The 21,831-nt window shown below is 43.2% G+C and carries 21 protein-coding genes; 15 read left to right on the top strand and 6 right to left on the bottom strand.

Features of this window, described 5'->3' with window-relative positions:
* Nucleotides 1–226: 226 nt before the first annotated feature.
* Entirely contained in the window at nucleotides 227–439 is a 213-nt protein-coding gene (locus tag ABRS97_RS05755) for a DUF4267 domain-containing protein (protein WP_367811960.1), read from the bottom strand.
* Nucleotides 440–623: 184 nt separating this feature from the next.
* Here ABRS97_RS05755 and ABRS97_RS05750 point away from each other — a divergent pair, with 184 nt between their 5' ends.
* The 7 genes from ABRS97_RS05750 to ABRS97_RS05720 all read left to right on the top strand — a co-directional run bounded on the left by ABRS97_RS05750 (nucleotide 624) and on the right by ABRS97_RS05720 (nucleotide 6,647).
* Nucleotides 624–761 (top strand): winged helix-turn-helix transcriptional regulator, encoded by a 138-nt coding sequence (locus ABRS97_RS05750; RefSeq protein ID WP_367811959.1) that lies wholly within the window; start codon nucleotides 624–626, stop codon nucleotides 759–761.
* 69 nt (nucleotides 762–830) lie between these two features.
* The gene (locus ABRS97_RS05745) at nucleotides 831–1,160 is read left to right on the top strand and encodes a hypothetical protein (protein WP_367811958.1); all 330 of its coding nucleotides are present in this window, start codon (nucleotides 831–833) and stop codon (nucleotides 1,158–1,160) included.
* Between the two features lie 396 nt (nucleotides 1,161–1,556).
* Nucleotides 1,557–2,729, top strand: a complete 1,173-nt coding sequence (locus tag ABRS97_RS05740) for an MFS transporter (protein ID WP_367811957.1) — start codon at nucleotides 1,557–1,559, stop codon at nucleotides 2,727–2,729.
* A gap of 442 nt (nucleotides 2,730–3,171) precedes the next feature.
* Nucleotides 3,172–4,335: a DUF4317 domain-containing protein gene (locus ABRS97_RS05735; protein ID WP_367811956.1), complete on the top strand. Its 1,164-nt coding sequence runs from the start codon at nucleotides 3,172–3,174 to the stop codon at nucleotides 4,333–4,335.
* 126 nt (nucleotides 4,336–4,461) lie between these two features.
* Complete coding sequence (locus tag ABRS97_RS05730; RefSeq protein ID WP_367811955.1) at nucleotides 4,462–4,986, top strand: cyclase family protein; 525 nt, start codon at nucleotides 4,462–4,464, stop codon at nucleotides 4,984–4,986.
* Between the two features lie 380 nt (nucleotides 4,987–5,366).
* Nucleotides 5,367–6,107: a class I SAM-dependent methyltransferase gene (locus ABRS97_RS05725; protein ID WP_367811954.1), complete on the top strand. Its 741-nt coding sequence runs from the start codon at nucleotides 5,367–5,369 to the stop codon at nucleotides 6,105–6,107.
* 279 nt (nucleotides 6,108–6,386) lie between these two features.
* A complete protein-coding gene (locus ABRS97_RS05720; RefSeq protein WP_367811953.1) occupies nucleotides 6,387–6,647 on the top strand; it encodes a recombinase family protein in 261 nt (86 codons plus the stop codon).
* Between the two features lie 331 nt (nucleotides 6,648–6,978).
* Here ABRS97_RS05720 and ABRS97_RS05715 read toward each other — a convergent pair whose 3' ends face one another.
* Nucleotides 6,979–8,436, bottom strand: a complete 1,458-nt coding sequence (locus ABRS97_RS05715) for an MDR family MFS transporter (protein WP_367811952.1) — start codon at nucleotides 8,434–8,436, stop codon at nucleotides 6,979–6,981.
* Nucleotides 8,437–8,515: 79 nt separating this feature from the next.
* Entirely contained in the window at nucleotides 8,516–8,755 is a 240-nt protein-coding gene (locus ABRS97_RS05710) for a hypothetical protein (protein ID WP_367811951.1), read from the bottom strand.
* A 270-nt stretch (nucleotides 8,756–9,025) separates the two neighbouring features.
* On the opposite strand from ABRS97_RS05710, the gene ABRS97_RS05705 reads away from it, so the two are divergent.
* Nucleotides 9,026–9,262 carry a hypothetical protein gene (locus ABRS97_RS05705; protein WP_367811950.1) on the top strand — a complete coding sequence of 79 codons (237 nt, stop codon included), beginning with the start codon at nucleotides 9,026–9,028 and terminating at the stop codon, nucleotides 9,260–9,262.
* A gap of 152 nt (nucleotides 9,263–9,414) precedes the next feature.
* Here the strand turns inward: ABRS97_RS05705 and ABRS97_RS05700 are convergent, their stop codons facing one another.
* The gene (locus tag ABRS97_RS05700) at nucleotides 9,415–10,305 is read right to left on the bottom strand and encodes a cation diffusion facilitator family transporter (protein ID WP_367811949.1); all 891 of its coding nucleotides are present in this window, start codon (nucleotides 10,303–10,305) and stop codon (nucleotides 9,415–9,417) included.
* A gap of 335 nt (nucleotides 10,306–10,640) precedes the next feature.
* Here ABRS97_RS05700 and ABRS97_RS05695 point away from each other — a divergent pair, with 335 nt between their 5' ends.
* Both ABRS97_RS05695 and ABRS97_RS05690 read left to right on the top strand, forming a co-directional pair.
* Nucleotides 10,641–10,904: an HPr family phosphocarrier protein gene (locus tag ABRS97_RS05695; protein WP_367811948.1), complete on the top strand. Its 264-nt coding sequence runs from the start codon at nucleotides 10,641–10,643 to the stop codon at nucleotides 10,902–10,904.
* Between the two features lie 25 nt (nucleotides 10,905–10,929).
* Entirely contained in the window at nucleotides 10,930–11,787 is an 858-nt protein-coding gene (locus tag ABRS97_RS05690) for an EndoU domain-containing protein (RefSeq protein ID WP_367811947.1), read from the top strand.
* Nucleotides 11,788–11,807: 20 nt separating this feature from the next.
* Here the strand turns inward: ABRS97_RS05690 and ABRS97_RS05685 are convergent, their stop codons facing one another.
* Nucleotides 11,808–12,683 carry a LysR family transcriptional regulator gene (locus ABRS97_RS05685; RefSeq protein WP_367811946.1) on the bottom strand — a complete coding sequence of 292 codons (876 nt, stop codon included), beginning with the start codon at nucleotides 12,681–12,683 and terminating at the stop codon, nucleotides 11,808–11,810.
* A gap of 146 nt (nucleotides 12,684–12,829) precedes the next feature.
* Here ABRS97_RS05685 and ABRS97_RS05680 point away from each other — a divergent pair, with 146 nt between their 5' ends.
* Nucleotides 12,830–14,197, top strand: coding sequence for a uracil/xanthine transporter (locus ABRS97_RS05680; protein WP_367811945.1), 1,368 nt, complete (start codon nucleotides 12,830–12,832; stop codon nucleotides 14,195–14,197).
* A gap of 151 nt (nucleotides 14,198–14,348) precedes the next feature.
* Here the strand turns inward: ABRS97_RS05680 and ABRS97_RS05675 are convergent, their stop codons facing one another.
* Nucleotides 14,349–15,158, bottom strand: a complete 810-nt coding sequence (locus tag ABRS97_RS05675; RefSeq protein ID WP_367811944.1) for a YitT family protein — start codon at nucleotides 15,156–15,158, stop codon at nucleotides 14,349–14,351.
* Nucleotides 15,159–15,851: 693 nt separating this feature from the next.
* Between ABRS97_RS05675 and ABRS97_RS05670 the strand changes: the two genes are divergently transcribed.
* The 4 genes from ABRS97_RS05670 to ABRS97_RS05655 all read left to right on the top strand — a co-directional run bounded on the left by ABRS97_RS05670 (nucleotide 15,852) and on the right by ABRS97_RS05655 (nucleotide 21,729).
* Nucleotides 15,852–17,768, top strand: a complete 1,917-nt coding sequence (locus tag ABRS97_RS05670) for a DUF2334 domain-containing protein (protein ID WP_367811943.1) — start codon at nucleotides 15,852–15,854, stop codon at nucleotides 17,766–17,768.
* 425 nt (nucleotides 17,769–18,193) lie between these two features.
* Nucleotides 18,194–18,868 carry a response regulator transcription factor gene (locus tag ABRS97_RS05665; RefSeq protein ID WP_367812846.1) on the top strand — a complete coding sequence of 225 codons (675 nt, stop codon included), beginning with the start codon at nucleotides 18,194–18,196 and terminating at the stop codon, nucleotides 18,866–18,868.
* A complete protein-coding gene (locus ABRS97_RS05660) occupies nucleotides 18,865–20,283 on the top strand; it encodes a HAMP domain-containing sensor histidine kinase (RefSeq protein WP_367811942.1) in 1,419 nt (472 codons plus the stop codon). The genes ABRS97_RS05665 and ABRS97_RS05660 overlap by 4 nt, the downstream gene beginning before the upstream one ends.
* 327 nt (nucleotides 20,284–20,610) lie before the next feature.
* Nucleotides 20,611–21,729, top strand: a complete 1,119-nt coding sequence (locus ABRS97_RS05655; RefSeq protein ID WP_367811941.1) for an MGDG synthase family glycosyltransferase — start codon at nucleotides 20,611–20,613, stop codon at nucleotides 21,727–21,729.
* Nucleotides 21,730–21,831 lie beyond the last annotated feature (102 nt).

Below are 21,831 nucleotides of genomic sequence, written 5' to 3'. Positions count from 1 at the left end.
CTCCGCGACATCAATGCCAAAATCCCAAACGACATCCCTTACTATAGTCTCATCGCTTGGGCATTGCGCAGGATGAAGAATACCCGAACGGGTTCTTCGGGGGTCTATTGCTAGAGGGATACTGTTCTAATTATTTGCTGTTTTGGCTCGTGCTTCTTCTCGATACAACATCCAACCTACAACAAGTCCATATATCGCAGTAACCATATGAATCCAAGAAGGTGTTTTATTTGCTGCATTCGTCAATACCAATAAATAGATCACGATCTGCTTTTATATGGACAAGATATCTATCAGCGGTGTCATGCAGCAGGATACCAAAATCTCCAATCGCAGCTTCTGGCTGGATAAAGCCTCTTACTCCTAAAAACAACATCAACAGTGTAACAACACCCACTAACGAAAATGTTATTGGACTTTGGTCCCCAATAAGATTCACTCATTTATTTGTCTCCTTTTTCTGTTCAATTTGATTGACTTCATTGTATACCGATTGTAAAATTCTGTTAAGAACGCACTTTAAAGTAATGCACTTACTAAAAAGTAAGCGACTGATTTATCAATGATTCATCAACGCGAATGTCCAATCGAGACAAAAACTCATCCCTGATGTTTCCCAAAAAATGCTTGCGCAACATCTACGAGACTTGGAACAAGAAGGTGTGATTAAAAGGACGGTATACCCCACGGTCCCTCTAAAAGTAGAATATTCACTAAGTGAATACGGTAAAACATTGATCCCTGTAGCGGAAGTGAGGTAAAATATATCGTCGAGAAGCGATATAAGCTGCTAATGACAGATGATATCGCTAAAGTAATGGGTGAGAACAATGAAGAAGATTTCTTTAATTTTTCTGATGTCTATAAGTCTATTTGTTATTTACCAATTTCAAAAACCAATTCTTACAGAAAACGATGCTACTATTAAAGCAAAAGAATATATTCAAGTGATCAACGAAAAAATGAACGCAGGTATTGATACGCAGAAACCAGCTGAATATTGTGTGCTTACGAATGATACGGTTTGGAACAAAATGATAGGAAATAGGCAATGGTCTGTTATGGTTGATGGTTATGGAGTAGATATCCAGGCTAATACAGGAGAATTTGTCCAAATGATAGGACCCTTGGATGGAGTCATTACGGAACTCCCCAAATAATGGTCTCACCATTGAACTGAAAAATTCGATAGACAAATATCGAAAGGGCTGCCGAGTGTAGCCTTTTATCAACAAGAATTCGCATTAAAACCTTGATGAAACTGTAATTATTTGCTAGTATTGACAAAGAGATGTTTTAGAAGGAGCTTAGAAACCTACCCATGTGGACTCTGTAACCGTGAGGATTAACAAGGAGATAGAATACCAATAATAGAGATTTTTCTATTTTTATTTGGTGTTCATATCTTTAACCTTACTTACAGGGTACGCAGGTGATGAAGATATCACAAACCCATCATGCGGATACCTTTTGGTATCCGTTTTTAATTTTATGGGAATTTGCATCTCTATTGATATCTGCCTGATTACCCTTCAATAATGGATGGGGGATTTTCATTGATAAAACAAGGACATCAAGTTAATTTCATAAAAGGATATTATTTTTTCATATTCTTCGCTCCTGGATCGTTATTTACCTTATTGAGTGTATATTTACGTGATGAAATTCATTTAACAGGCACCGAAATTGGAACGGTAATGGCTGTTGGGACAATAGTCAGTATTTTCATGTCACCCATTTGGGGGATTATTGCTGATTACAAACGAAAACCTAAAGCAATTCTTACGGTGACCCTGTTGGTGTCTTCATTCGCCGCCGTGATTTACACCTTCTCTTCGAGTTTTGTGACTGTGGTGTTGGCAGCAGTTTTGCTTACTATTCCTTTTAGTGCAGTTAACCCTCTAAGTGATAGTATTACGGTAAGTTATTCTAAGAAGAGTAAGCTAGACTATGGAAGTTTTCGTCTTTGGGGAGCGTTGGGATATGCGCTTGCTGCGGTAATAATGGGGAGGTTAGTGGAGACAACAAGTTTCTCCATTATCTTCTATAGTTTCATTCTTACGATTCTGTTGGCTGCTTTTTTGTCGTCAAAGTTGCCTGTGGATAGTGAAGTTGAAAACAAAGCTAGTAAAAAAAGTTTTAAAAATTTGTTTTCATATCCTAAGTTTTCATTGTTTCTTTTAGCTACATTTTTTACATTCGGTCCTATGGAAGCTAACAATACATTTTTTGGTCTTTACATCCAAGATAGTGGAGGATCCGTTGCGAGTGTTGGGTTAGCGTGGTTTTTAGTTGCAGCATTTGAAGTACCGTTCATGAAATTCTCAAGTTTGTTTATCCGTAGATTTGGATCATTAAATGTGGTTATTATCGCCGCGGTAGCCTCATCTCTACGTTATATTCTTTATTATTTTTCGCCTTCTCTTGTGATTGTTTACTTAAGTACAATGATTCAAGGATTTGCATTTGCTCTATGCATTACGGCTAGTCTTCAATATGTAATTGATATCTCTAATAAAGAAATAAGGAATACAGCAGTAACTCTTTATTCAACCGTCGCTTATGGGATAGGGAATTGTATATTTACATTATTAAGCGGTTGGCTGTATGATAAGTTCGGAATTTACAATATGTACTTTACCTTGGGGATGATTACTATAGCTGGTGCAGCAATATTTATGTGTTTAAGATATGTAGGAGTTGAACAAACATCGTCAGAACAATTTTGAATTGTCGCGGGGCAATGTGTGCAATCCTTTCACAACGCACAGCTAATGGGGAGGAAGCATTTGTGAAAATGATTGAATTTTTTTGTGGTGTCATAATTTTTGAGAAAATTTTCAGAATTAGTGAGGATAGATTCTCAAAATTGTTGAGAAATCTATAATAATGCATTAACATACAGGAAGTAGTTCATCCAAGTGATAGGAAAGCACGTGTACCTTCATAAGTAGTGTCAATTCAAGCTATATTTTCAATTACGAGACATGTGGAGTGCTTTCCACTCTTAGTTTGGAACGGAAATAAAGGGAAGTAACGGAGGAAGCCCTTCTCATGAAGGGCTTTTGTATTGATATGGACACTAAGGAAAGTAGATCATCCGTTATAAATTTCTAATTTAATCGTTAGTACAGTAAGGCCATTTTACTTCATAGGAGCGTTTGAAGGACCATGATAAAGAAAGAACTCGCACATATTCGCAAGCAGCTTAAGTTGGATCATGACATGCTTGAAATTTTTAACATTCTTAATGTGTATATCATGAAGGAAAGCAATGAGATCTATCATTGCGAGCGTCAATCGTTCGCCTTAGTGGACAGGGAGAAGCAGGAACTATATATGGCTAATTTCAAAAAACTGCTGACTGGCGAATTGGATCAGAAGATGTTCGAGTTAAAGTTTCAGGAGGATGCGGAGACGCCTTCACAGGTGCTTCTCCATCAAGGTTTAGTGACCGGTAATCCGGAAGAATGGCAAGATCTGATGCTCCTGATGGTGGAGAAAATGTTGGCGGATACCAAATATGAACGGGATACGGTCGTTACTTTCGTCCACGGACAATATTTTAAGCCGACCAAGATCAGGAATGAAGAAGCTGAAGTGAGCGAAAAGGACGAGATGTTCGCGAATCCGTTCATTCTGTGTAGTGTGAATTCCACAGAGCAACAGCGGAAAACCCTCATGTTTGATTACGTCGAGCGGGAATTCAAGTATAATGTCTTCGTAGATCCGATCATTAAATTGAATTCGCCGGAGCAAGGTTTTTTCTACCCAAGTGTGACAGACAACTATTCCGACATGAATCGTATTCTATATTGCACGGGTAAAGCCAATGAACCGAATTTGCAGTTCATCGAGCAAGTTTTGAATGCCGAGAAGACCGTGACAGCGCAAGAAGAGAGAGCCATTTTTGAGGAAATCGTGAAAGAAGTGGCGGGAGATCAGCTCGACGCTTCAACGATCGCTCAAGTGTACGAGGAAATTCATCGGGTCATTGAGACTAACGAAGAAGAGGAACCTCCGAAGTTGGACTATAAAGATGTGGAACGCATGCTAACGGTAAGCGGCGTGGAGAACGTGACGATGGAAAAGGTGGAACGGGCGTTCCAAACGGTCGTCGACAACAAAAACTATGAACTCAAAGCAAGCAGCGTCATTCCGAAGTTCAATTCGAAATCGATTAAGATCGATACGAAGATCGCTACGATTTCAGTCAGTCCGCAAGATTTAAAGTACGTGAAACAGGTGAATTATCAAGGAAAACGATGTATCTTGATCGAGGTTGACGAAGATGCCGTGATCGAAGGATTTACGCTTAGTACGGAGACGTTGTAGAGTAGGGAACGTTCATGCAGACGTCGCATTTGGTGTGTCTGAATGTTAACGGATTTAACAAAGATGCATTCGGTGTATCAACAGAAATATTTGGAGAATAAAGCTTGCAGGAAAGGAGGCGCCTGAGTGAGAGTGATCGATTTGTCGTTGCCGATTACGGACGGTATGCCTGTTTATCCCGGCGACCCGGAGGTAAAAGTTAAAGTAGCGCACACATACGAGTGCCACACCTGGGAGCTGCGGCAGCTTTCGATGGGTAGCCATACCGGAACACACGTGGACGCGCCTTCACACATGCACCCCGGTGCAGCGACATTGGATGAGCTGCCATTGGAGCGATTTTTCGGAGCATCGCGCGTAGTACGGATCAAAGACCTGACTTGGTCGGAAGGCCGGGGTCTGTTTTTCGCAGAATCCGTCGGGCTAGAATGCTTTGACCGACTCGCTATGCTGTGTCCACCGTTCGTCGGCGGAGAACTATCTGAAGAACTGGAGCGGGCGTTGTTGGGTATCGGAATTGTGACGTATACGGGACTGCAGGGTTTGGATCGTCTTCCCGATGGGGCCGACTTTATGTTTTACGGATTTCCTCTTCGCATCGTCTGTGGCGACGGGTCCCCGGTTCGGGCCGTTGCGGTGGTTGGAGGATGAACCGGCTGGGCTTGGAATGAACGCATAAAATGTCCTTGCGGAGAACGATAGTGAGGAGCTGCCGCAAGGACAGCTCCTTTTTTGTTGATTCAAGTCATGTGTAGATTAGTTGAATATTAATTCCGGTGAGCCTTGTCACAAGTAGTGGTAAAGCGGAGAGTTGAAGTGGTAGTTGATTTTAAATCTTTTTCTTACTAACGATACGATACAGAAAAGAGTCCTGCTAATATCCTGAATTTGTAAATTGGTGATATAATAGGCGACTGCAGATTACAAACTGTAAGAGTTAATCAAAGAATGATTTTATTGAAGTAACAGACAGGAGAATTACATTGTTTACGGAATAATTATCCAAATAAATGATTTTGAGGAGAAAGTATATGTCTGATTACTACGGAGAACTTTGCACAAAATTGTATGAAAGTAGTAAATCATATTCTGAAGGAAAAGAACTGGAATTCTACCTTTCTTTTGCTAAAGACGAGAATATGAAAGTCTTGGAACCAATGTGCGGTAATGGTAGAATGCTTATCCCTTTTATGCAAAAAGGAATTAGTATTGAAGGGTTTGATATTTCAGAAGAAATGCTTAAGGTATGTAAAGCAAAAGGAGAGGAACTAAGTCTTAAGCCAAAGGTATGGTATGAAAAAATAGAAGAGTACAGAGGGAATCATGCATATGATTTAATTATAATCCCATTTGGTTCATTTTCTCTTTTGCCTGATGCGTTGGTTGACAAGAGTCTTAATAATTTGAAATCTGCACTTAAAAGTAATGGGAAATTGCTTTTAACAATTATGTTAAAACAAGGTGGAATCGAAGAGTTTCCTGAATGGGTAGAAACGGAAAAGAAACAGTTCGGTGATGAATGGATTATCGCATACAAAAAAGTTCAGTATAACGAGGAAGAGAGTATGCTGACTACTAAGTTTAAATATCAGTCTGTTATAAATGGACAAATTGAAAAAACGGAAATAATGGATTTTCCTCTTCGTCTTTATGTTCTAGAAGAATTTGAAAATACAATCAAGTCTAATGGGTTTCATCATATAGTTATTCATGGAGTAAAAGATGGCTATGGAGAAGGTACCTTTTTTTATGTAATTGAATGTTCTACATAACATTCTGAAATCATGTTCACTAAACTAAAAAGGAAACGGAATTAAATAACTGAAAGAGCCAGAGATTATGGATGCCGAGGCGACGGTTATCTTCGAAATTAGCTACTGTTGTTACTGAAAAGTTTGAATTTACTCATTCAAATTCAGTCATCGGGATTGAGCAAGTATTCATGGACTTTGTAAAGGACGGGATTAAAATAACCAGTAAACTTAACCTGGACAAAAGCCCTTTTTGAGAGTAAAGTCTGACTGGCTGGATTACCGAAAGGGGCGAAAAATATGGCTTATATAGGCTACTCCCGTGTTAGTACAATGGAACAATCACTTGATCTACAAACAGATGCATTGAAGCAAATAGTGTGCATCAAGATATTCGAAGAAAAGGATTCAGGAAAGAATGATGATCGAATAGAGCTTGCAAAAGCTTTAGAATATCTACGTGAAGGTGATAGTTTGATCAACTGCATCATCGTTGGATGGTGTTATTTGTTATGCCTTCATGAACTTCAAGTGTTTGAACAATGCTATTTGAACGACTAGGTTCATAGATCAAATGTAACTCAGCATGTTATTGTTCTAGAGGGGCTCAAATTGAGCCTTAATTCAATCGAATATAGACTGAATATTACGGGAGACATTTGCTTTGTTCGAGAAGATACTTAACAAAAAAAGCAAGATGCTGACTATTATACTAGTAAGTTAAGTGCTGCGGTATATGACCGTTTATCTGTAGATATTGAAAATGAAATCAATGGGTGCAGAAAAGTAATCAATCATATTGAGCGTGAAATTGATAAATATCAATCTCAAGTTATTATCAATAAGGAAATTTCGAAGAAGCGACAAATGAAGAATAAGAGCTTTGAGACCCCTAAGGCAACAGGGTTTTGGGCTCTTTCTTTTGAGAAGGATCGGCACAAAGACGACCATTTATAAACCAAGCTAGCACCAAAACAACAATTGCGAGAATAAATTCAATCCAAAAAACCGTTTGCAGACCGACAACCATGCTTTGTGTCTTCTCATGTATCGCAGTGGGATCGGGCGAATGATGGAGATAACGATTGGCTCCAGATGACATGATGCCGATGAACAATGCGATGCCAATTCCACCTGCAATCTGTTGGAGCGTATTGTAGATGGCTGTGCCATGGGGGACCAGGTGACGTGGAAGTTGATTCAACCCTGTCGTCTGAGCCGGCATGACGACGAACGATATGCCTAAGAATAAGAGGACATGATTGAACAGAACGGAACCTCGCGTTGTATCCTTGTCGATGCCAGTAAACAGCCACAACGATATGGCCATCAAGAACAGTCCGGGCACAATTAAGAATCTCGGCCCGAATTTATCGAGTAATTTCCCCGACACCGGCATCATCATCGCGTTCAATATGTAACCTGGCATCAGAAGTAAACCTGTCGCGAATGCTGTCAACTGCATCACATCCTGCATATAGATCGGCAGCAATGTCGTGGTGGCGAATAGAACCATCATCAGGACTACTACCAATACCGCAACCATAGAAAAAGTGGGATGCTGGAATACGGAAAGATCGATCAACGGCTCTTTGATCTTGAGCTGCCGCCATACAAGCAAGAGCAAGAAGAGGCTACCAATGGCAATTGTCCCGTAACCCTCAGGCTGGACCCAGACATTTGGTTGGCTGAAGCCGTAGGTAACGCAGCCGAAACCGATGGTTGACATTACAATGGATAAAAGATCGACCCTTGGCTTGGTTCGTTCTGTCACATTCTTTACGTACATAAATGCATAAATAATCGAAAACAAAGCGACAGGAATCATCATATAGAATAGCCATCGCCATTGTAAGGTATCGATAACCAGACCCGACAAAGCTGGCCCGATGACAGGGGCAACCATAATGACCAGCCCCATGAGACCCATGGCCGCACCCCGGCGTTCCGGAGGGTAGAAAGCAAGAATCGTATTCATCATCAACGGGATTAATAATCCTGTCCCGCATGCCTGAACAACCCTGCCCATCAGCAAGATTTCGAATCCAGGGGATATTGCACACAAGCAGGTACCGGCTAAAAATAACGCCATCGCAGACATAAACATCTGGCGAGTCGTGAACCATTGCTGCAGCAATGCGGTTACTGGCACCAGTACGCCGATCACGAGCATATAACCTGTCGATAACCATTGTATGGTCCCAGCAACTACGTTAAATTCCCGCATCAATCCAGGAAGCGCGTTGGCAAGCAAATTTTCGTTAAGAAACGCAACAAATGCACCGATGAGTAGCGCGGTTAATATCGGCCCTCTTTTCATTTCACTTGCCTCTTGAACTCGTTTGTTCATCTTCTACCTCCTGAATATTCATTGCATTCCGTCCAATCGACAAGTATCTTGACACCCAATCGCCAGCCTGTCGTGCAGATTATCCTACACCATCACTTTCTAACAAGGAATAAAAATTATCGCGGTCTTCGTCATCGAATTTGCCAAGCGTCCGTACCCTAACAAATTCATGTCCGCCGTACATGTCTATTTCCTCACCATACCTATTGTAGAGCGCGATCATATTGCCATCCCGATTCAACTCCATGTACCCGTAACATTGTTCCTCGGGCGCTTCACCGTAAAGGACCATAAATTTGATTTTGTCCACGCTGTTCATGCAGCTTCTCCTTCTGTCTTTAGTCCTTTGTGTTATATCCCTTATCTCCTCATCGACCTGAAGAAAATTTTACATGAAACTGGATGAATTGGAAAAAGCGATATCGCTCTCTATACGCGGAAATTCATTCCTATTTCGAAAGGATAAGGGGGATCCCCCGCTATATCGCTTATTCGCACATTATCTCTTGACAAGATGAGATTTGGGGATTATGATAACGTGCCGGTTTGACTCCGTCCCGTGGGAGGCAAGGGGTTAGGCGCATAACGGGTGCCTGAACGACTTACGAAGGCTGAGAAACCAAGTTGGCTAACAGGCTTAAAAGAAGTTTCTTATACTTCCGATGCTTTTCTGCCTTTCCGTGATAATATTGATCGAGCTGCTCAAAGTGGTGTTAGATACTTGGTTCAAACCGGAAGTTCGTTGCGTGATGAGCAAGTTATAGAAGCAGCAAACGAGTATGGAATTGTAATGGCCTATTCGAATATCCGGTTATTTCATCATTAAATGGCTACGGTAGTATTGAGCTAATGAAGAACGAGGGAGTTCAATAAGCGTCTAATACTTTCTCTTCACGCTGAATTGAAAAAGCAACTCAAAAAGGACAATCCGCTAATCATGCGGTTTGTCCTTTTCATTTTTATTTTTCACTTTTTGCGCTATTCTTTGTACCAAGGGTTGAGATGGACCAGCACTTCATCCACATCATCGTGATGGTCCATAATGGATCTTTTGATCGCACGGGAAATATCGTGCCCTTGTTGAACGGTTAGATCGCCAGGGATAGCAACTCGGGCATCGACGAGAATATAGTGGCCATGTTCGCGAGCTCGGACTCTGTCAATCCGTTTCACCTGAGGAATCGATAGAATCAGCTTCGTGTATTGAAGCAATTTCTGTTGATCAACTGTTTTCTCCATTAGAATATCGAAGGATTCCTTGCCCATTTCAATGGACAACTTCAGAACTAACAAAGAAACGATAATGCCTGCCGCCGCATCCCCGTAGACCAAAGCTTGGATATCGTATGCTTTGCCGATAAACGCAAGTCCAATCCCGACTACCGCGGCAAAAGAAGCATAAACATCGGCAAGATGATCTTTTGCTGTTGCGATGAGTCCCTTGCTGTTGGTTTTTTTGCCAATCCGCATCGTATAGAGGTAGAGTGCGTATTTCCATATCAGTGAAATCATTGCGGCATATAAGGCTATAAGGCTTGGGCTGGCCGACACTTCAAAGAAAGCGGCAACGGAATGATAGGCGATGTAAAGCGCTGCAAGGCCAAGGATGAAAGCAACGAAGCCGGAACCAAGCACTTCCGCTTTGCCGTGGCCATACGGATGATCCTCGTCCGCGGGGCGTTTGGAAATTTGCATGGCGCTAAGCGCAGCAACGGTGGCGATGATATCGCCTGCGTTGTGTACGCCGTCGGCAAGAAGAACTTCACTTGAAAAGAGAAGACCGATGACGATTTTCATGACGGTTAGAATAATATTGCTGATGAGAGAGATCCAAATTGCCCAGATTGATGATTTGTTGTGACTGTACATGAATGATGACCTCCTACAGAAGTGTTTCCCGAAGGAAAAAAAATCCCTTGACCGATTGGTCAAGGGATGGGTTCATTTTTTTATATGAATCTAGCAAAGGATGAGAAATCATAGGAGAACACTTCGCTTTACAAAAAGATCTTTACATAATACCATACTTTAAACGAATATTCAATCGGTACACAGGTTGGCCACGATACGGCTTTATTCCTGCTCCCATATTCAAATAGGGATGGAAGCTATATTCTCATGTCCTTACTCGTGGTACAATTTGTTAGGATGGCATCAGGTGCTCAAGATAATCGGTTAGCATGCGAGAGAAGGCAGGTGATAGAATGAGAGTTCACGAGTTCATTATACTTTCAGATATAGATCGGAGCGATCTAACGGAAGTCTCCAATCAATCTTCCCATTTTGTTTCTGATATTACGATTGAATTTGACCACAACGACGTTCATCATGTAGTCGATGTGAAAAGCCTGCTTGGAATGCTCCTAGTATCGATTAAAGCAGGGACTTTAATTCGTCTGCTGACCAAAGGCAAGGACGAGGAAGAAGCCATGCATTTTATGTTTAATTTGTTCCAAAACTTTCAATAGGTTATAGACTGGAGAATGCTTGCGCATGCGTGATCAGCTACAATTTCATAACAAGGCCAGCACTGGCTGTTTAATGAGGCAAGAAACAGCGATTGAACGTGTAGAAAATCCGATGATGCTTCAACGTACGATAGGAAATCGTGCTGTCGCACATCTCATTCATTCCGTAGGCGCAAATACATTGTCATCTGCGCCTGCTTCGGTCATACAACGTGCTAAATTGAAAAATAAAGATGTCAACGATTTGGTAAGCTGGGCGATGAATTCAAATGAACCCAACCAGAAGAATGCGATTCTTCAGCGAGTTTATAAAAGCCTCTGGTTGGATGCTCAGGGTGAAAGCTCTAAAGTTACTCCTTCTGCGGACGATTTGAAAAAAGCAGGCGTCATCGACGATGAGGATATAACCGCATTGGAAGAACGAGTGAAGCTCAAAACGTCAAACCCGACAGATCAAAAGAAACTTCTTGAAGATGCGGAAAAGAAAAAGCTGGAGGAGAAGAAACCAATCATCGAAGCCAAATATGGCCATCATATTTTTCTTGGCGATTTTAATGATAAGGGGGCTCCGACCGGTTATCACTCCACACAAGGCGGATCTAAAACACATGAAGCCTATGGGACAATCACGAATATAGACGATATAGGCGTCTATCAGCAAAGTGTTCGAGAGCGAGGAAAACCAGCGAATCGCAAGGTGCATCAGTCAACCTTTTTTCCGGATACAGCGAGCAAAGATGATGTCATTACTGCAATTACGAGTGTGTACGAGTTGAAGCATCAAACGGTTAAATATCCACAAGCCCTGAATGGCATGGAGCTTGTCAAAACAGGCAATACGATCTATCCAGCCGGCGGCCAAAATGATTTATTAGCCGAATAAAGAACGGTATGCGCAGCATCTTATGGCTTCGGCGTCAAAAGCTCAATAAATCGCTGCGCAGCTTTGGATAAATAATGCTGCTTCAGCCAGATTAAAGCTGAGGATGCGGCAGCCTCCGAGCCTTCGATAGGGTAGGCTTGAACCCGATAGCCGCTATGCATGTTAAGAACCGTTTCAGGAACAATCGAGCTGCCGAAGCCAGTGGATACCAGATCCATGAGGATCGAAATATCCGAACACTCGCCTATGATGTGCGGAATGAGATTCCGTAACCGAAACTCCTCCAGAATCATATGAAAGATGCCCAGCCCATCAGTACTTGGTAAGACGAGCGGATGGAGCTGGATTTGTTCCAAAGTGATTCGATTCGTATCGAGTTTCATCGGCTCCGATGTAACAAAATAAAACGGTTCCTTCTGCAAGTGGAGAACGGCAAAATCATCTAGCAACAGAGGCAAACGGATGATCGCGAGTTCGATTGCTTTTTCTCTGACTAACTTCGTGAGTTGGGCAGACTCATTTTGTTGAATTTTATAGGAAATTTGCGGGTTTGCTTCTCGATAGGCATGCAGTAAGTTCGGCAAAGGGGAGTAAGAAATCGTGTTGATGCCAATTGACAATTTACCTCGCATCCCGCTGCCGAGCTGTGTCACTTCCGTTTGCGCTTCCTCCATATCCTTCGTTATTTTAACCGCATAGTGGTACAAGGTTGTACCAGCCTCTGTCAGCTGAAGATATCTTCCCCTTTTCTCAAATAGCTTAACGCCAAGATTTTGCTCCAGAAGTTTTAACTGTTGACTGAGGGGAGGCTGCGCCATATGCAACCTCTTGGCAGCAGCTGTGATTTGCTTTTCCTCGGCAATCGCGATGAAATAGCGTAACTGTTTAATATCCAACCCGTAACACCCTCATTCATATATGGAAATCGTATAGAAAAGCAATGAAATATATATTATTCATATGATACTATCCCATGTTATCATAATTTTGCACAAAGCGTTTGGTGCCATGCACAAAGCCAGCTTAGCGTACAAAAGGAAGGATGAACAAGGATGGTTCAGCTGAAAGCAGCTCGTGGTTATATATGTTAGCGAAACTATCGCCAAAAATTTGGCTCGCCGGTGTTCAGTGGTTGTTTTTCATGTTCACGAACACAATTGTTGTTCCGCTGTCCATAGGACATGCATTTGGATTGGCGCCCGAGGAGATTGCCGCTTCGCTGCAGCGCTCTTTTATTTTGACTGGAGTTCTTTGCATTGTTCAAGCCCTATGGGGTCATCGTTATGCCGTGATGGACGGACCAGCCGGATTATGGTGGGGGCTCGTGCTTAATTTATGCGCGTCCGCGCAGTCGGTTGGAATGAGCATGACAGAGGTCGGCGGCGGACTCGCCAGCGGATTTCTTTTGGCAAGTTTCACGATGGTCGTGCTGGGCAGCCTTGGATTTGCCTCAGTTCTCAAAAAAATGTTTACGCCGATCGTGATGGGTGTCTCCTTATTCCTGCTTACGATCCAATTGGTTATGAACTTCTTTAAGGGCATGTTGGGGATGAACAGCGCAGATCAGGTGGATTTGAAAATCGCAGGATTATCGATTGTAATCGCGATATTTGTCGGGCTGATCCATTTAAAAGGCTCCCGTGTCATTAGCAGCTATTCCATCTTGATCGGCATCGTCGTCGGCTGGATCGCCTACGAGCTTATATTTCCATCGGTACATAAGGCAGGGGCGCAAGCAGGTTCCTTGTTTGCTTTATTTCCATGGGGTGTCCCGAATATGCAAATTGGGATCATATTGATGTCATTTATCGTCGGTTTAATCAACATGACCAATTCGATTACCTGTTTGTCCACGGTTGAGAAGTTGTATCAGACAAAGACAACCGATGAACAATATAAACGTTCCTATGTATGGACAGGCTTGTTCACTGCGTTGTCCGCTTGCTTCGGATTGCTGCCCTTCGGCTTGTTCACCTCATCCGTTGGCTTGTTGGAAAGCACCAAAATTCTTGAACGCAAGGCGCTGGTCATCGGAGGGGCGATGTTCGCATGCTTGGGTATCATTCCTCCGCTGAGCGGATTGTTCTCAACGATGCCTTCAAGTGTTGGCAATGCTGTGTTGTTCGTCGCCTATTTGCAGATGTTTGGCACATCGCTTCGCACGATTCAGGGCATTGCTTTCAATTCCAAGACGGTGTACAGAATTGCTTTGCCCGTATTGCTTGGCATTAGCATGATGAACATACCACCGCAGGCGTTCTCGCTGTTGCCCATGTACTTACGTCCGCTTCTCAGCAATGGCCTAGCCATGGGGGTCATTTTATCTTTGATTCTAGAATCCGCAGTGAATTGGAACAAATATGAGCTGCAGGCGATGTCGTTGTCCAATTCGGATTGCCGCAGCCGATAGCTCTTGCAATTTCCGTAACTCAGATTCATCAGCTTTGCGGCATGCTCAACCGTCAGTGCCTCTATGCGTGTTGGTTACTTATAGATCATATTTCCTTGGATTTAAAAATGCCCTTCCAAGCCGCGCAGGCTTTGGAAAGGCATTTTGACGTTTAGTGAATATCTTTTTTCTTAAATCTGCCGCCTTTCACATCATGGATATTGCCAATGGCGAGAAAGGCTTTGGGATCCAGATCATCCACAATGGATTTCAGTTTGGCTTCTTCCAGCCGTGTAATCACGCTGAAGATGACTTTCTTGTCATCCCCGGTAAATGCGCCTTCCCCAATCAGGTACGTCACACCGCGTCCTAAACGATGGGTAATGGCATCCCCGATTCGCGCATGCTCATCGCTGATGATCCACACGGATTTGGACTGATCCAGACCTTCAATGGTGATATCGATCATTTTAAAAGCGATATAGTACGCAATCAGCGAGTACATCGCGTGATCCCAACCAAATACGAAACCCGCGCTGCCTAGGATGAAAAAGTTGAAGAACATGACGATTTCCCCGACAGAGAACGGTGTTTTTTTGCTGAAAAGGATGGCAACTATTTCGGTCCCGTCCAGCGAACCGCCAGAACGGATAACGAGTCCGACACCGATACCGAGAATAATGCCGCCAAAAACAGCGGCCAGCAGCGGATCAATCGTAATCGCTTGAACGGGATGCAGCAGCGAGCTTCCGATGGACATCAAGATGACGGAAAATAACGTAGACAGCGCGAATGTTTTTCCAATTTGTTTATAGCCGAGCAGCAAGAAAGGCAGATTGAGTACGACCAGAAACACACCTAACGGAATATGTGTTAAATGCGAAATGATGATGGAAATCCCAACTACGCCGCCGTCAATAATATTGTTAGGGACTAGGAAAATTTCCAGACCAACCGAGAAAAGGGCGGATCCAAAGATCATAAACAAGATTCTTCTAAAAAATTTGGACCTTTTTAGCTTTTGGTGTTGGGACGGCACATGTTCGGTTTGTGTAGTTGCATTTGACATAAAAGGTTCCCTCTTTCCTCAATTCATTCATAGGATATAGCCCGCATGTAAGAATGAATGAGTCCCGCGTACAATGAGGTGAATTTGAGAAAAGCCAGCAAGATTCCTTTCAGTCGTTCGCGCACCCTTGACAATAGAAAAGGGATGAACACAACAAAAACGGTGATATAGTACTCCTTAGGAAAGTCGTCATGCCAATGGATCAAGTTTTGCTGAGCGAATATAATCTTGGGCGGTGGTGCATGCTCTTGATGCGTCAGCACTTGCGTGGTATTGGATTGGACTAAAATTTCGACATCAGCAGGGAACTGCTGGGATATCGGCGGAGTTAATGGGAAAATGAACATGGATATAGTGAGCCAAACCAAAATGGTCCAATACTTTCTTCGTGTAAAAGGTGACAGTTGAACCCCTCCATTCACGAGTTGAAACCAAATTTGTTTGAATTGTAGCACTTCAACACCAGTGAGTCAAACCACTCGACCTAAAGGTCGTATATGTCGAAATACCGGATAATTTCGTGAAAAATAATATGGACAAAAGGTCATTGATATAGTAAAACAAAGACATCTGACACCAGGTCCACGATCTTGAGGGGAGTTTGCTATGAGGATTTATTTGCAAACACATAAATGGATGCGCTATGTATTGCCATGTTTACTTGCATTGCTTTTATTTTTTGGTATTTATCAAATCATTACTGTAGAGGGTGCTGATAATAATCCCAGATTCGTGATGATACGATTAGAAGATATTGGGCCTGGAGGCTACTATAGCTCTTTGGAAGGCTTAGGCAAGTTAAGAGCAGTTTTAGAATATTTGCATGATAACCATGTGCAATACAGTCTGGCGGTCATTCCCAGATGGATAAATCTACTGCCCGATGGGACCCGGTATGATCGATCTTTGGATCAGCAAGGTGACTCGTACATCGGTTCCTTTAATCGGGTGCTTCAACAAGCCGTTCATGCTGGAGCTGCCTTAGGCATGCATGGGTATACACATCAAGCAGGGGATGTACTGCGCGATGACGGCCATCATGCATCAGGTGTCGGCAATGAATTTAATGTAAGCGACCTGGAGGAAACCAAGACGGCTTCATTTGCCGAACAGCGCGTTAGAGCGGGCATTCAGATTTTTCATGCAGCAGGATTTCAGCCTCGTTTCTGGGAAGCTCCTCATTATCATACAGCGCCGGTGCAAGATCAAGTATTTGCCAGCTATTTCGGACTTATGTATCAGCCGCTAGTAGCAGTCAACCCAAATCCGGCCGCCGCTCAATATCTCAATGAACGTAATCAGGGATTCGGTTCCCCTTCATTGGGCGCGGTTTACGTGCCAACGCCTCTGACCTATATCGCAAGCAATAAGGATGAAAATGTCATTTTGAATCAAATTGGCAAAACGGATCGGGTGAATTCTTTTTTTTATCATCCATTTTTGGAATTTAACCAACTCATTCAGACCGTCGATTCATCCGGCAACCCTGTAATACGTGATGGGATACCTGAATTTACATATCCGAAAGCGAATAAAAGCATTCTTCAGAAATTGATTTCTCAAATCCATTCGAAGGGATATTCCTTTTATTCGATCCATGATTATATTCCCTTTAGCCCAGCTCAGCGTGTGAAGTTCAGCAGTGGCAAAGAGACGAATTTGAAGATTGGCAACGTGACCGGACGAGGTCAAGCGGATCTCGTCGCATGGGAGAAGAAGACGGGGAATGTTTCTGTCATAGAAGGAAAGTTCAAAGATCAGCGCAACGAAAAGCAGCCTGAGCCGAAAGTATGGGCGACTATCGCGAATTCAGATGGTGCAGCATTCACGCTGAATCATACGAACGGGGACGGAAAGCAAGGGCTTTGGATCGTTGATCCAGGTGGAAAGCTAGAGAGCTACTTTTCGAATGGAACACGGTTTATTCTCAATCACAAGTGGTCGATTCCTGCGAATCGATGGCTCGACGTCTATGAACTTCGCCAGCCGAATGGAGATTGCGTGCTTACGGGGCAATCGCAGGATCGCACTCAATTGCTAGGGCTTTATCTGCATAAGGGAGTAGTAACGCCAATTAAACCTTATCCGTTCAAGTCGAACGCCGGCAGAGAATTAATCGTAAGAGATTTAAAGAAAGAAGGGGGACAGCGCATTTTCCTCTCTAGATCAGATGCTTCACAAGGCGTGGAACTCGAATTTGACCGAGACGGTCTGCAGTGGAAAGCTCAAAAAGTATCCTTCGACATCCCGGCGGAACTTGGTGAAATGCGGTTTGGGGATTTCAATGGGGATGGGAAGGAAGATATACTGCGCTGGGATGCCAAAAATATGAGCAGTCGCGTGTATCAGCAAACGGAAGTGAATGAGTATAAATTACTTTCAGTCTTCGGGCCATGGGGGAAAATCGGCAGCCGTCTAGCGATTTCCGATTTTGATGCAAACGGAAAAGAGGATATCGCTTTGATCGACAGCAGGGATGGGAATATGGATATTGCGCTATCCTATCAGAGTAAAAACGAATAAGAAGCTGGATCACCCCATACCGCATCGGGTATGCGAGTTCCGCTCCAGGGGGAGAACAGGGACGTTGCCGTGGAATAAGGCCTCATAGTTCCGTCAATACCGCTGTGCATGGGAAATAGGCGGTCCGGCAGCACACAAAGTAGAACAGAAATGCGAATGGGTGTGGGGTGGAGAAGCGTTAGCGGTAGTAATCCCATTCCCAATCCACTCCCCCTGCGCCAACATATGGTTTATACCCAGGACGCCGCTAGGCGTTTTTCTTAATATAGCGAAACAGGCAAATAAGCAGGTACAGGGCATACAATTGAATTTGTCTGGGCTGGGCATGGCTGCTCTTCGAAAAAGGGTGAGCCATGCACGATCCTCATTATTCTCTCATGTAGTTCATTTATGATGAAGGAAAGATGTTTGCAAAGGAGTTTATGATGAAACGGATTTTAGTGATCGAGGACGAGAAAAATTTAGTTCGATTTATTCAACTCGAATTGGAGCATGAGGCGTTTTTCGTACAAGTCGCTTACGATGGTCAAGCCGGTTTAAATCTGGCCCTGCAAGAGGAATGGGATCTGATACTGCTCGACATCATGCTCCCCTATTTGAGCGGAATCGAGGTTTGCAGACGCATTCGCACTGTGAAAAAAACACCGATCATTATGCTAACCGCTAGGGACAGCGTTGTGGATCGGGTCTCCGGGCTGGATAGCGGCGCAGATGATTATATACCTAAACCTTTTGCGATTGAGGAATTATTGGCCCGAATGAGGGCGATTTTTCGCCGCGTAGAAGAAGGGAATGGTCTTCAGCATACGAGTGTCACTTTTAAGGATATCAAAGTCGATATGGATGCCCGAATGGTGTATAAAGACAAACAAATCGTAGATCTCACGAAACGGGAGTTCGATCTCTTGGTTATGTTTATGAAGCATCCTAATCTGGTGCTGACGCGAGATATGCTTCTCGATCATGTATGGGGGTTTGACTCGCCTGTGGAGACGAATGTAGTTGATGTCTACGTCCGGTATTTGCGAAACAAATTGGATCCGTTAGGAGAGAGCAGCTTTATACAAACCATTCGCGGAATAGGGTATGTAATGCGATGAAAAAGCGTATGATGCACGGATTTCGCCGTCTCCCGATTAAGTGGAAACTTATGCTTGGAGCTACGCTGTTGATCTTCCTTCTCTTTGTTTCTTACAATTTCGCTCAGTATTTGGTTTTGAAAAATTGGATGCTAAACCAGGAGAAGAGCGCGATTCAAGTGACCATGGTTCAGATTCAAGATTACCTGGCCGTGAAAACCAAAGGGGCAGAGACGCTTACTTTGGCAGAGACTCGGACTTACATGGAGAAGATTGTTGGCAAAAATCAAATGATACGTTTCGTAAATGCACAAGGGATCCCCCTATTTTCTGTAACGAATCATTTTAAAGGAGAATGGGTCTTACCTCAACATTCTAATATTGGGCAAGTGCAGGATATCACTCATGGCGAGGACCATTTGTTAATTTATAGAACCCCAATCGCAACTGCACAATGGAGCGGCACCATAGAAGTTGCAACAAACTTGGAAACGTTCGATCATTTTAACCGGACATTATTCTGGGTTATGATCGTTGGCGGATTGCTTGCTGTCCTCATTAGCGGCATTAGCGGACTTTCCATCGCCAAGCAATTCATGCAGCCTATTCGAGCGCTAGGCTCAGCGATTCGCAGCGTGAAGCAGAAAGGCTTGACAGAGCGTGTTGCCAATATTGAGAATGGTGACGAATTGTCCAGTTTAGCAAATCTGTTTAACGATCTTATGGATCAACTTGAGGGGTCCTTCCGCCAACAAAAACAATTCGTGGAAGATGCTTCGCATGAACTGAGGACACCAATTACCATATTGGAAGGGCATTTGTCGATGCTGAACCGCTGGGGGAAGACAGATCCGCTAGTCCTTCAAGAATCATTGACAGCTTCTCTACAGGAAGTAAGGCGTTTGAAAGGACTCGTGCAGGAGCTGCTTACGCTCACGAAAGTGGAGTCGCAACCGTTAGATGATGACCTTGAGTCCATCCAGATAGAGCCTATTCTCAGAGATACAATAAGCAGGGTAGAGGCACTTCATCCGGACTTCAATTTTGAAGTCGAGGCAACGTCTCTCGGGCACGCCTACGTTCGCATGATAGCGATGCATGTAGAACAGATTCTGCTGATCGTACTCGATAACGCTGTTAAATATTCGGCTAATTGGAAAAGAATTAGTGTGAAGGCCCTACCGACCGAGAATGACTTGAAAATTATTGTTCGTGATTATGGGATAGGCATTTCTCAGGATGATATCCCGTATGTATTTGACCGATTTTACCGCGTGGATAAAGCGAGAAATCGCGAGATTGGAGGTACTGGACTCGGATTATCGATCGCGAAGCAGCTAGTACGTATCAACCATGGTGAAATATCGATTTCAAGTATTGAAAATGAAGGCACAACCGTAACGATCATGCTGCCCATCGTAAATAATTATTTGTAGCCATGTGCTTAGAGGAGCCATGGTTTTTTCTTTACCGTTCTCATTTTTCTATCATTTTAGCCGTGTAAAGTGTCTGTGAGGATAGCGAGTTCGCCTTAGGATATCGTTGACCATTGCCAAAAACCCGCGGTTTTTGGTTTAATTAGATGTATTTGCAGATTGTTAGCAGGTACTTGCGCATGCTTTGCCGAAGGAATAGTATCATCCGAAAAAGCAGGAGATATGGACTTTCGGGTGCAACTTGCGAATAAAGATGTAAAAGGGTAGCCTAATCCGTAAATGTAGAGAGAAAGTTTAAAAACCATCAGCAAGGAGGATTACTTAGCAATGAATGCTAATCCACGCATACTAATCCTTACGGCAAGCTATGGGAATGGACATATTCAAGCTGCACAAGCATTGTATGAACAATTTGTAAGACAAGGTGTGGAGCACGTCAAAGTCGTTGATCTCATGAAAGAGGGACATCCTTTTATTAATATGGTGACAACATCGCTTGTTAACAAAAGCACGAAAATATCAAGAATGGGCTTGGATTATTACGGTTGGAGCTATTATTGGACAAGGGAAAAGAAAAGTACGGCTTTATTTCAACGCTCAATGACTGCCTTAGGCAAAAAAAAGCTGAAAGAAATAATCCATCAAGAACGCCCAGACGCCGTTGTCAATACATTTCCATTCGGTGCTTCGCCTGAAATATGCAGTTCCTTAGGTATACGTAATGTTACTGTCTTGACGGATTTCGCTCTACATAATACTTGGCTGCACCCATTGGTTGATAAATACTATGTAGCGACCGAAGAGCTGAAACACCAAATCATGTATAAAGGATTTACTCGTGACTGCATTGAGGTCAGCGGCATTCCAGTACGCCATGAATTCACGAGCTTATCCACACGGAAAAGTTCGAATAAAAAGAGAATTCTTATTATGGCCGCGGATCAAGGCGCGTCCAGCTACGTCGATGATTTGCTAGCGTCTTTAATCCACATCGCGCATTGTCAAATCGTCGTGGTCTGTGGCCGGAACGAGAAGCTGAAGCAGAAACTTGAAGCCCAATTCAACGTGTACACGCATCTGACTATTTATGGTTTTGTCAACAATCTTCATGAATGGATGTCAGCCTCCACATGCATCGTCACCAAGGCAGGCGGATTAACCTTAACAGAAGCAATTGCTTTACAATTGCCTATCTTTATTTACAGGCCTTACGCGGGGCAGGAAAGAGAAAATGCTAAATATTTGGCCAGCTGCGGCGTCGCTACGATCTCTGATGACATTGAAGAACTGTCGTACGGCATTCAATATTTAATGGAGCATCCCACTTTGCGCGAAGAAGTTCGGTCTCGGATGATCGGTTTGCAAAGAAAGCAAGCAGCGGCTCATATTGTTAGCGATATTATCCATAAGAGCAATCAACCAATCTCTTTATCCATATGGGGTTGAGTAATGATCGCATAAAAAAACCTCCATGCCACTTATTTTGGTGGCCACTGACAAACTAATGATTTTTCGATGAGTTCTAGCAGTGGGTACAAAAAATGCGAC

Source organism: Paenibacillus tabacirhizosphaerae, from assembly GCF_040812395.1.
Classification (GTDB): Bacteria; Bacillota; Bacilli; order Paenibacillales; family NBRC-103111; genus Paenibacillus_E.
Note: the sequence above shows the minus strand (reverse complement) of the source record. Positions and strands in the feature narration are given on the sequence as shown.

Coding starts and splice junctions, on each gene's coding strand:
- ABRS97_RS05655 (WP_367811941.1), top strand. CDS start 20,611: ATGAATGCTAATCCACGCATACTAATCCTTACGGCAAGCTATGGGAAT.
- ABRS97_RS05675 (WP_367811944.1), bottom strand. CDS start 15,158: ATGATCTTTGGATCCGCCCTTTTCTCGGTTGGTCTGGAAATTTTCCTA.
- ABRS97_RS05670 (WP_367811943.1), top strand. CDS start 15,852: ATGAGGATTTATTTGCAAACACATAAATGGATGCGCTATGTATTGCCA.
- ABRS97_RS05695 (WP_367811948.1), top strand. CDS start 10,641: ATGAGAGTTCACGAGTTCATTATACTTTCAGATATAGATCGGAGCGAT.
- ABRS97_RS05690 (WP_367811947.1), top strand. CDS start 10,930: ATGCGTGATCAGCTACAATTTCATAACAAGGCCAGCACTGGCTGTTTA.
- ABRS97_RS05715 (WP_367811952.1), bottom strand. CDS start 8,436: ATGAACAAACGAGTTCAAGAGGCAAGTGAAATGAAAAGAGGGCCGATA.
- ABRS97_RS05745 (WP_367811958.1), top strand. CDS start 831: ATGAAGAAGATTTCTTTAATTTTTCTGATGTCTATAAGTCTATTTGTT.
- ABRS97_RS05710 (WP_367811951.1), bottom strand. CDS start 8,755: ATGAACAGCGTGGACAAAATCAAATTTATGGTCCTTTACGGTGAAGCG.
- ABRS97_RS05725 (WP_367811954.1), top strand. CDS start 5,367: ATGTCTGATTACTACGGAGAACTTTGCACAAAATTGTATGAAAGTAGT.
- ABRS97_RS05735 (WP_367811956.1), top strand. CDS start 3,172: ATGATAAAGAAAGAACTCGCACATATTCGCAAGCAGCTTAAGTTGGAT.
- ABRS97_RS05660 (WP_367811942.1), top strand. CDS start 18,865: ATGAAAAAGCGTATGATGCACGGATTTCGCCGTCTCCCGATTAAGTGG.
- ABRS97_RS05700 (WP_367811949.1), bottom strand. CDS start 10,305: ATGTACAGTCACAACAAATCATCAATCTGGGCAATTTGGATCTCTCTC.
- ABRS97_RS05680 (WP_367811945.1), top strand. CDS start 12,830: ATGAACAAGGATGGTTCAGCTGAAAGCAGCTCGTGGTTATATATGTTA.
- ABRS97_RS05720 (WP_367811953.1), top strand. CDS start 6,387: ATGGCTTATATAGGCTACTCCCGTGTTAGTACAATGGAACAATCACTT.
- ABRS97_RS05750 (WP_367811959.1), top strand. CDS start 624: ATGCTTGCGCAACATCTACGAGACTTGGAACAAGAAGGTGTGATTAAA.
- ABRS97_RS05665 (WP_367812846.1), top strand. CDS start 18,194: ATGAAACGGATTTTAGTGATCGAGGACGAGAAAAATTTAGTTCGATTT.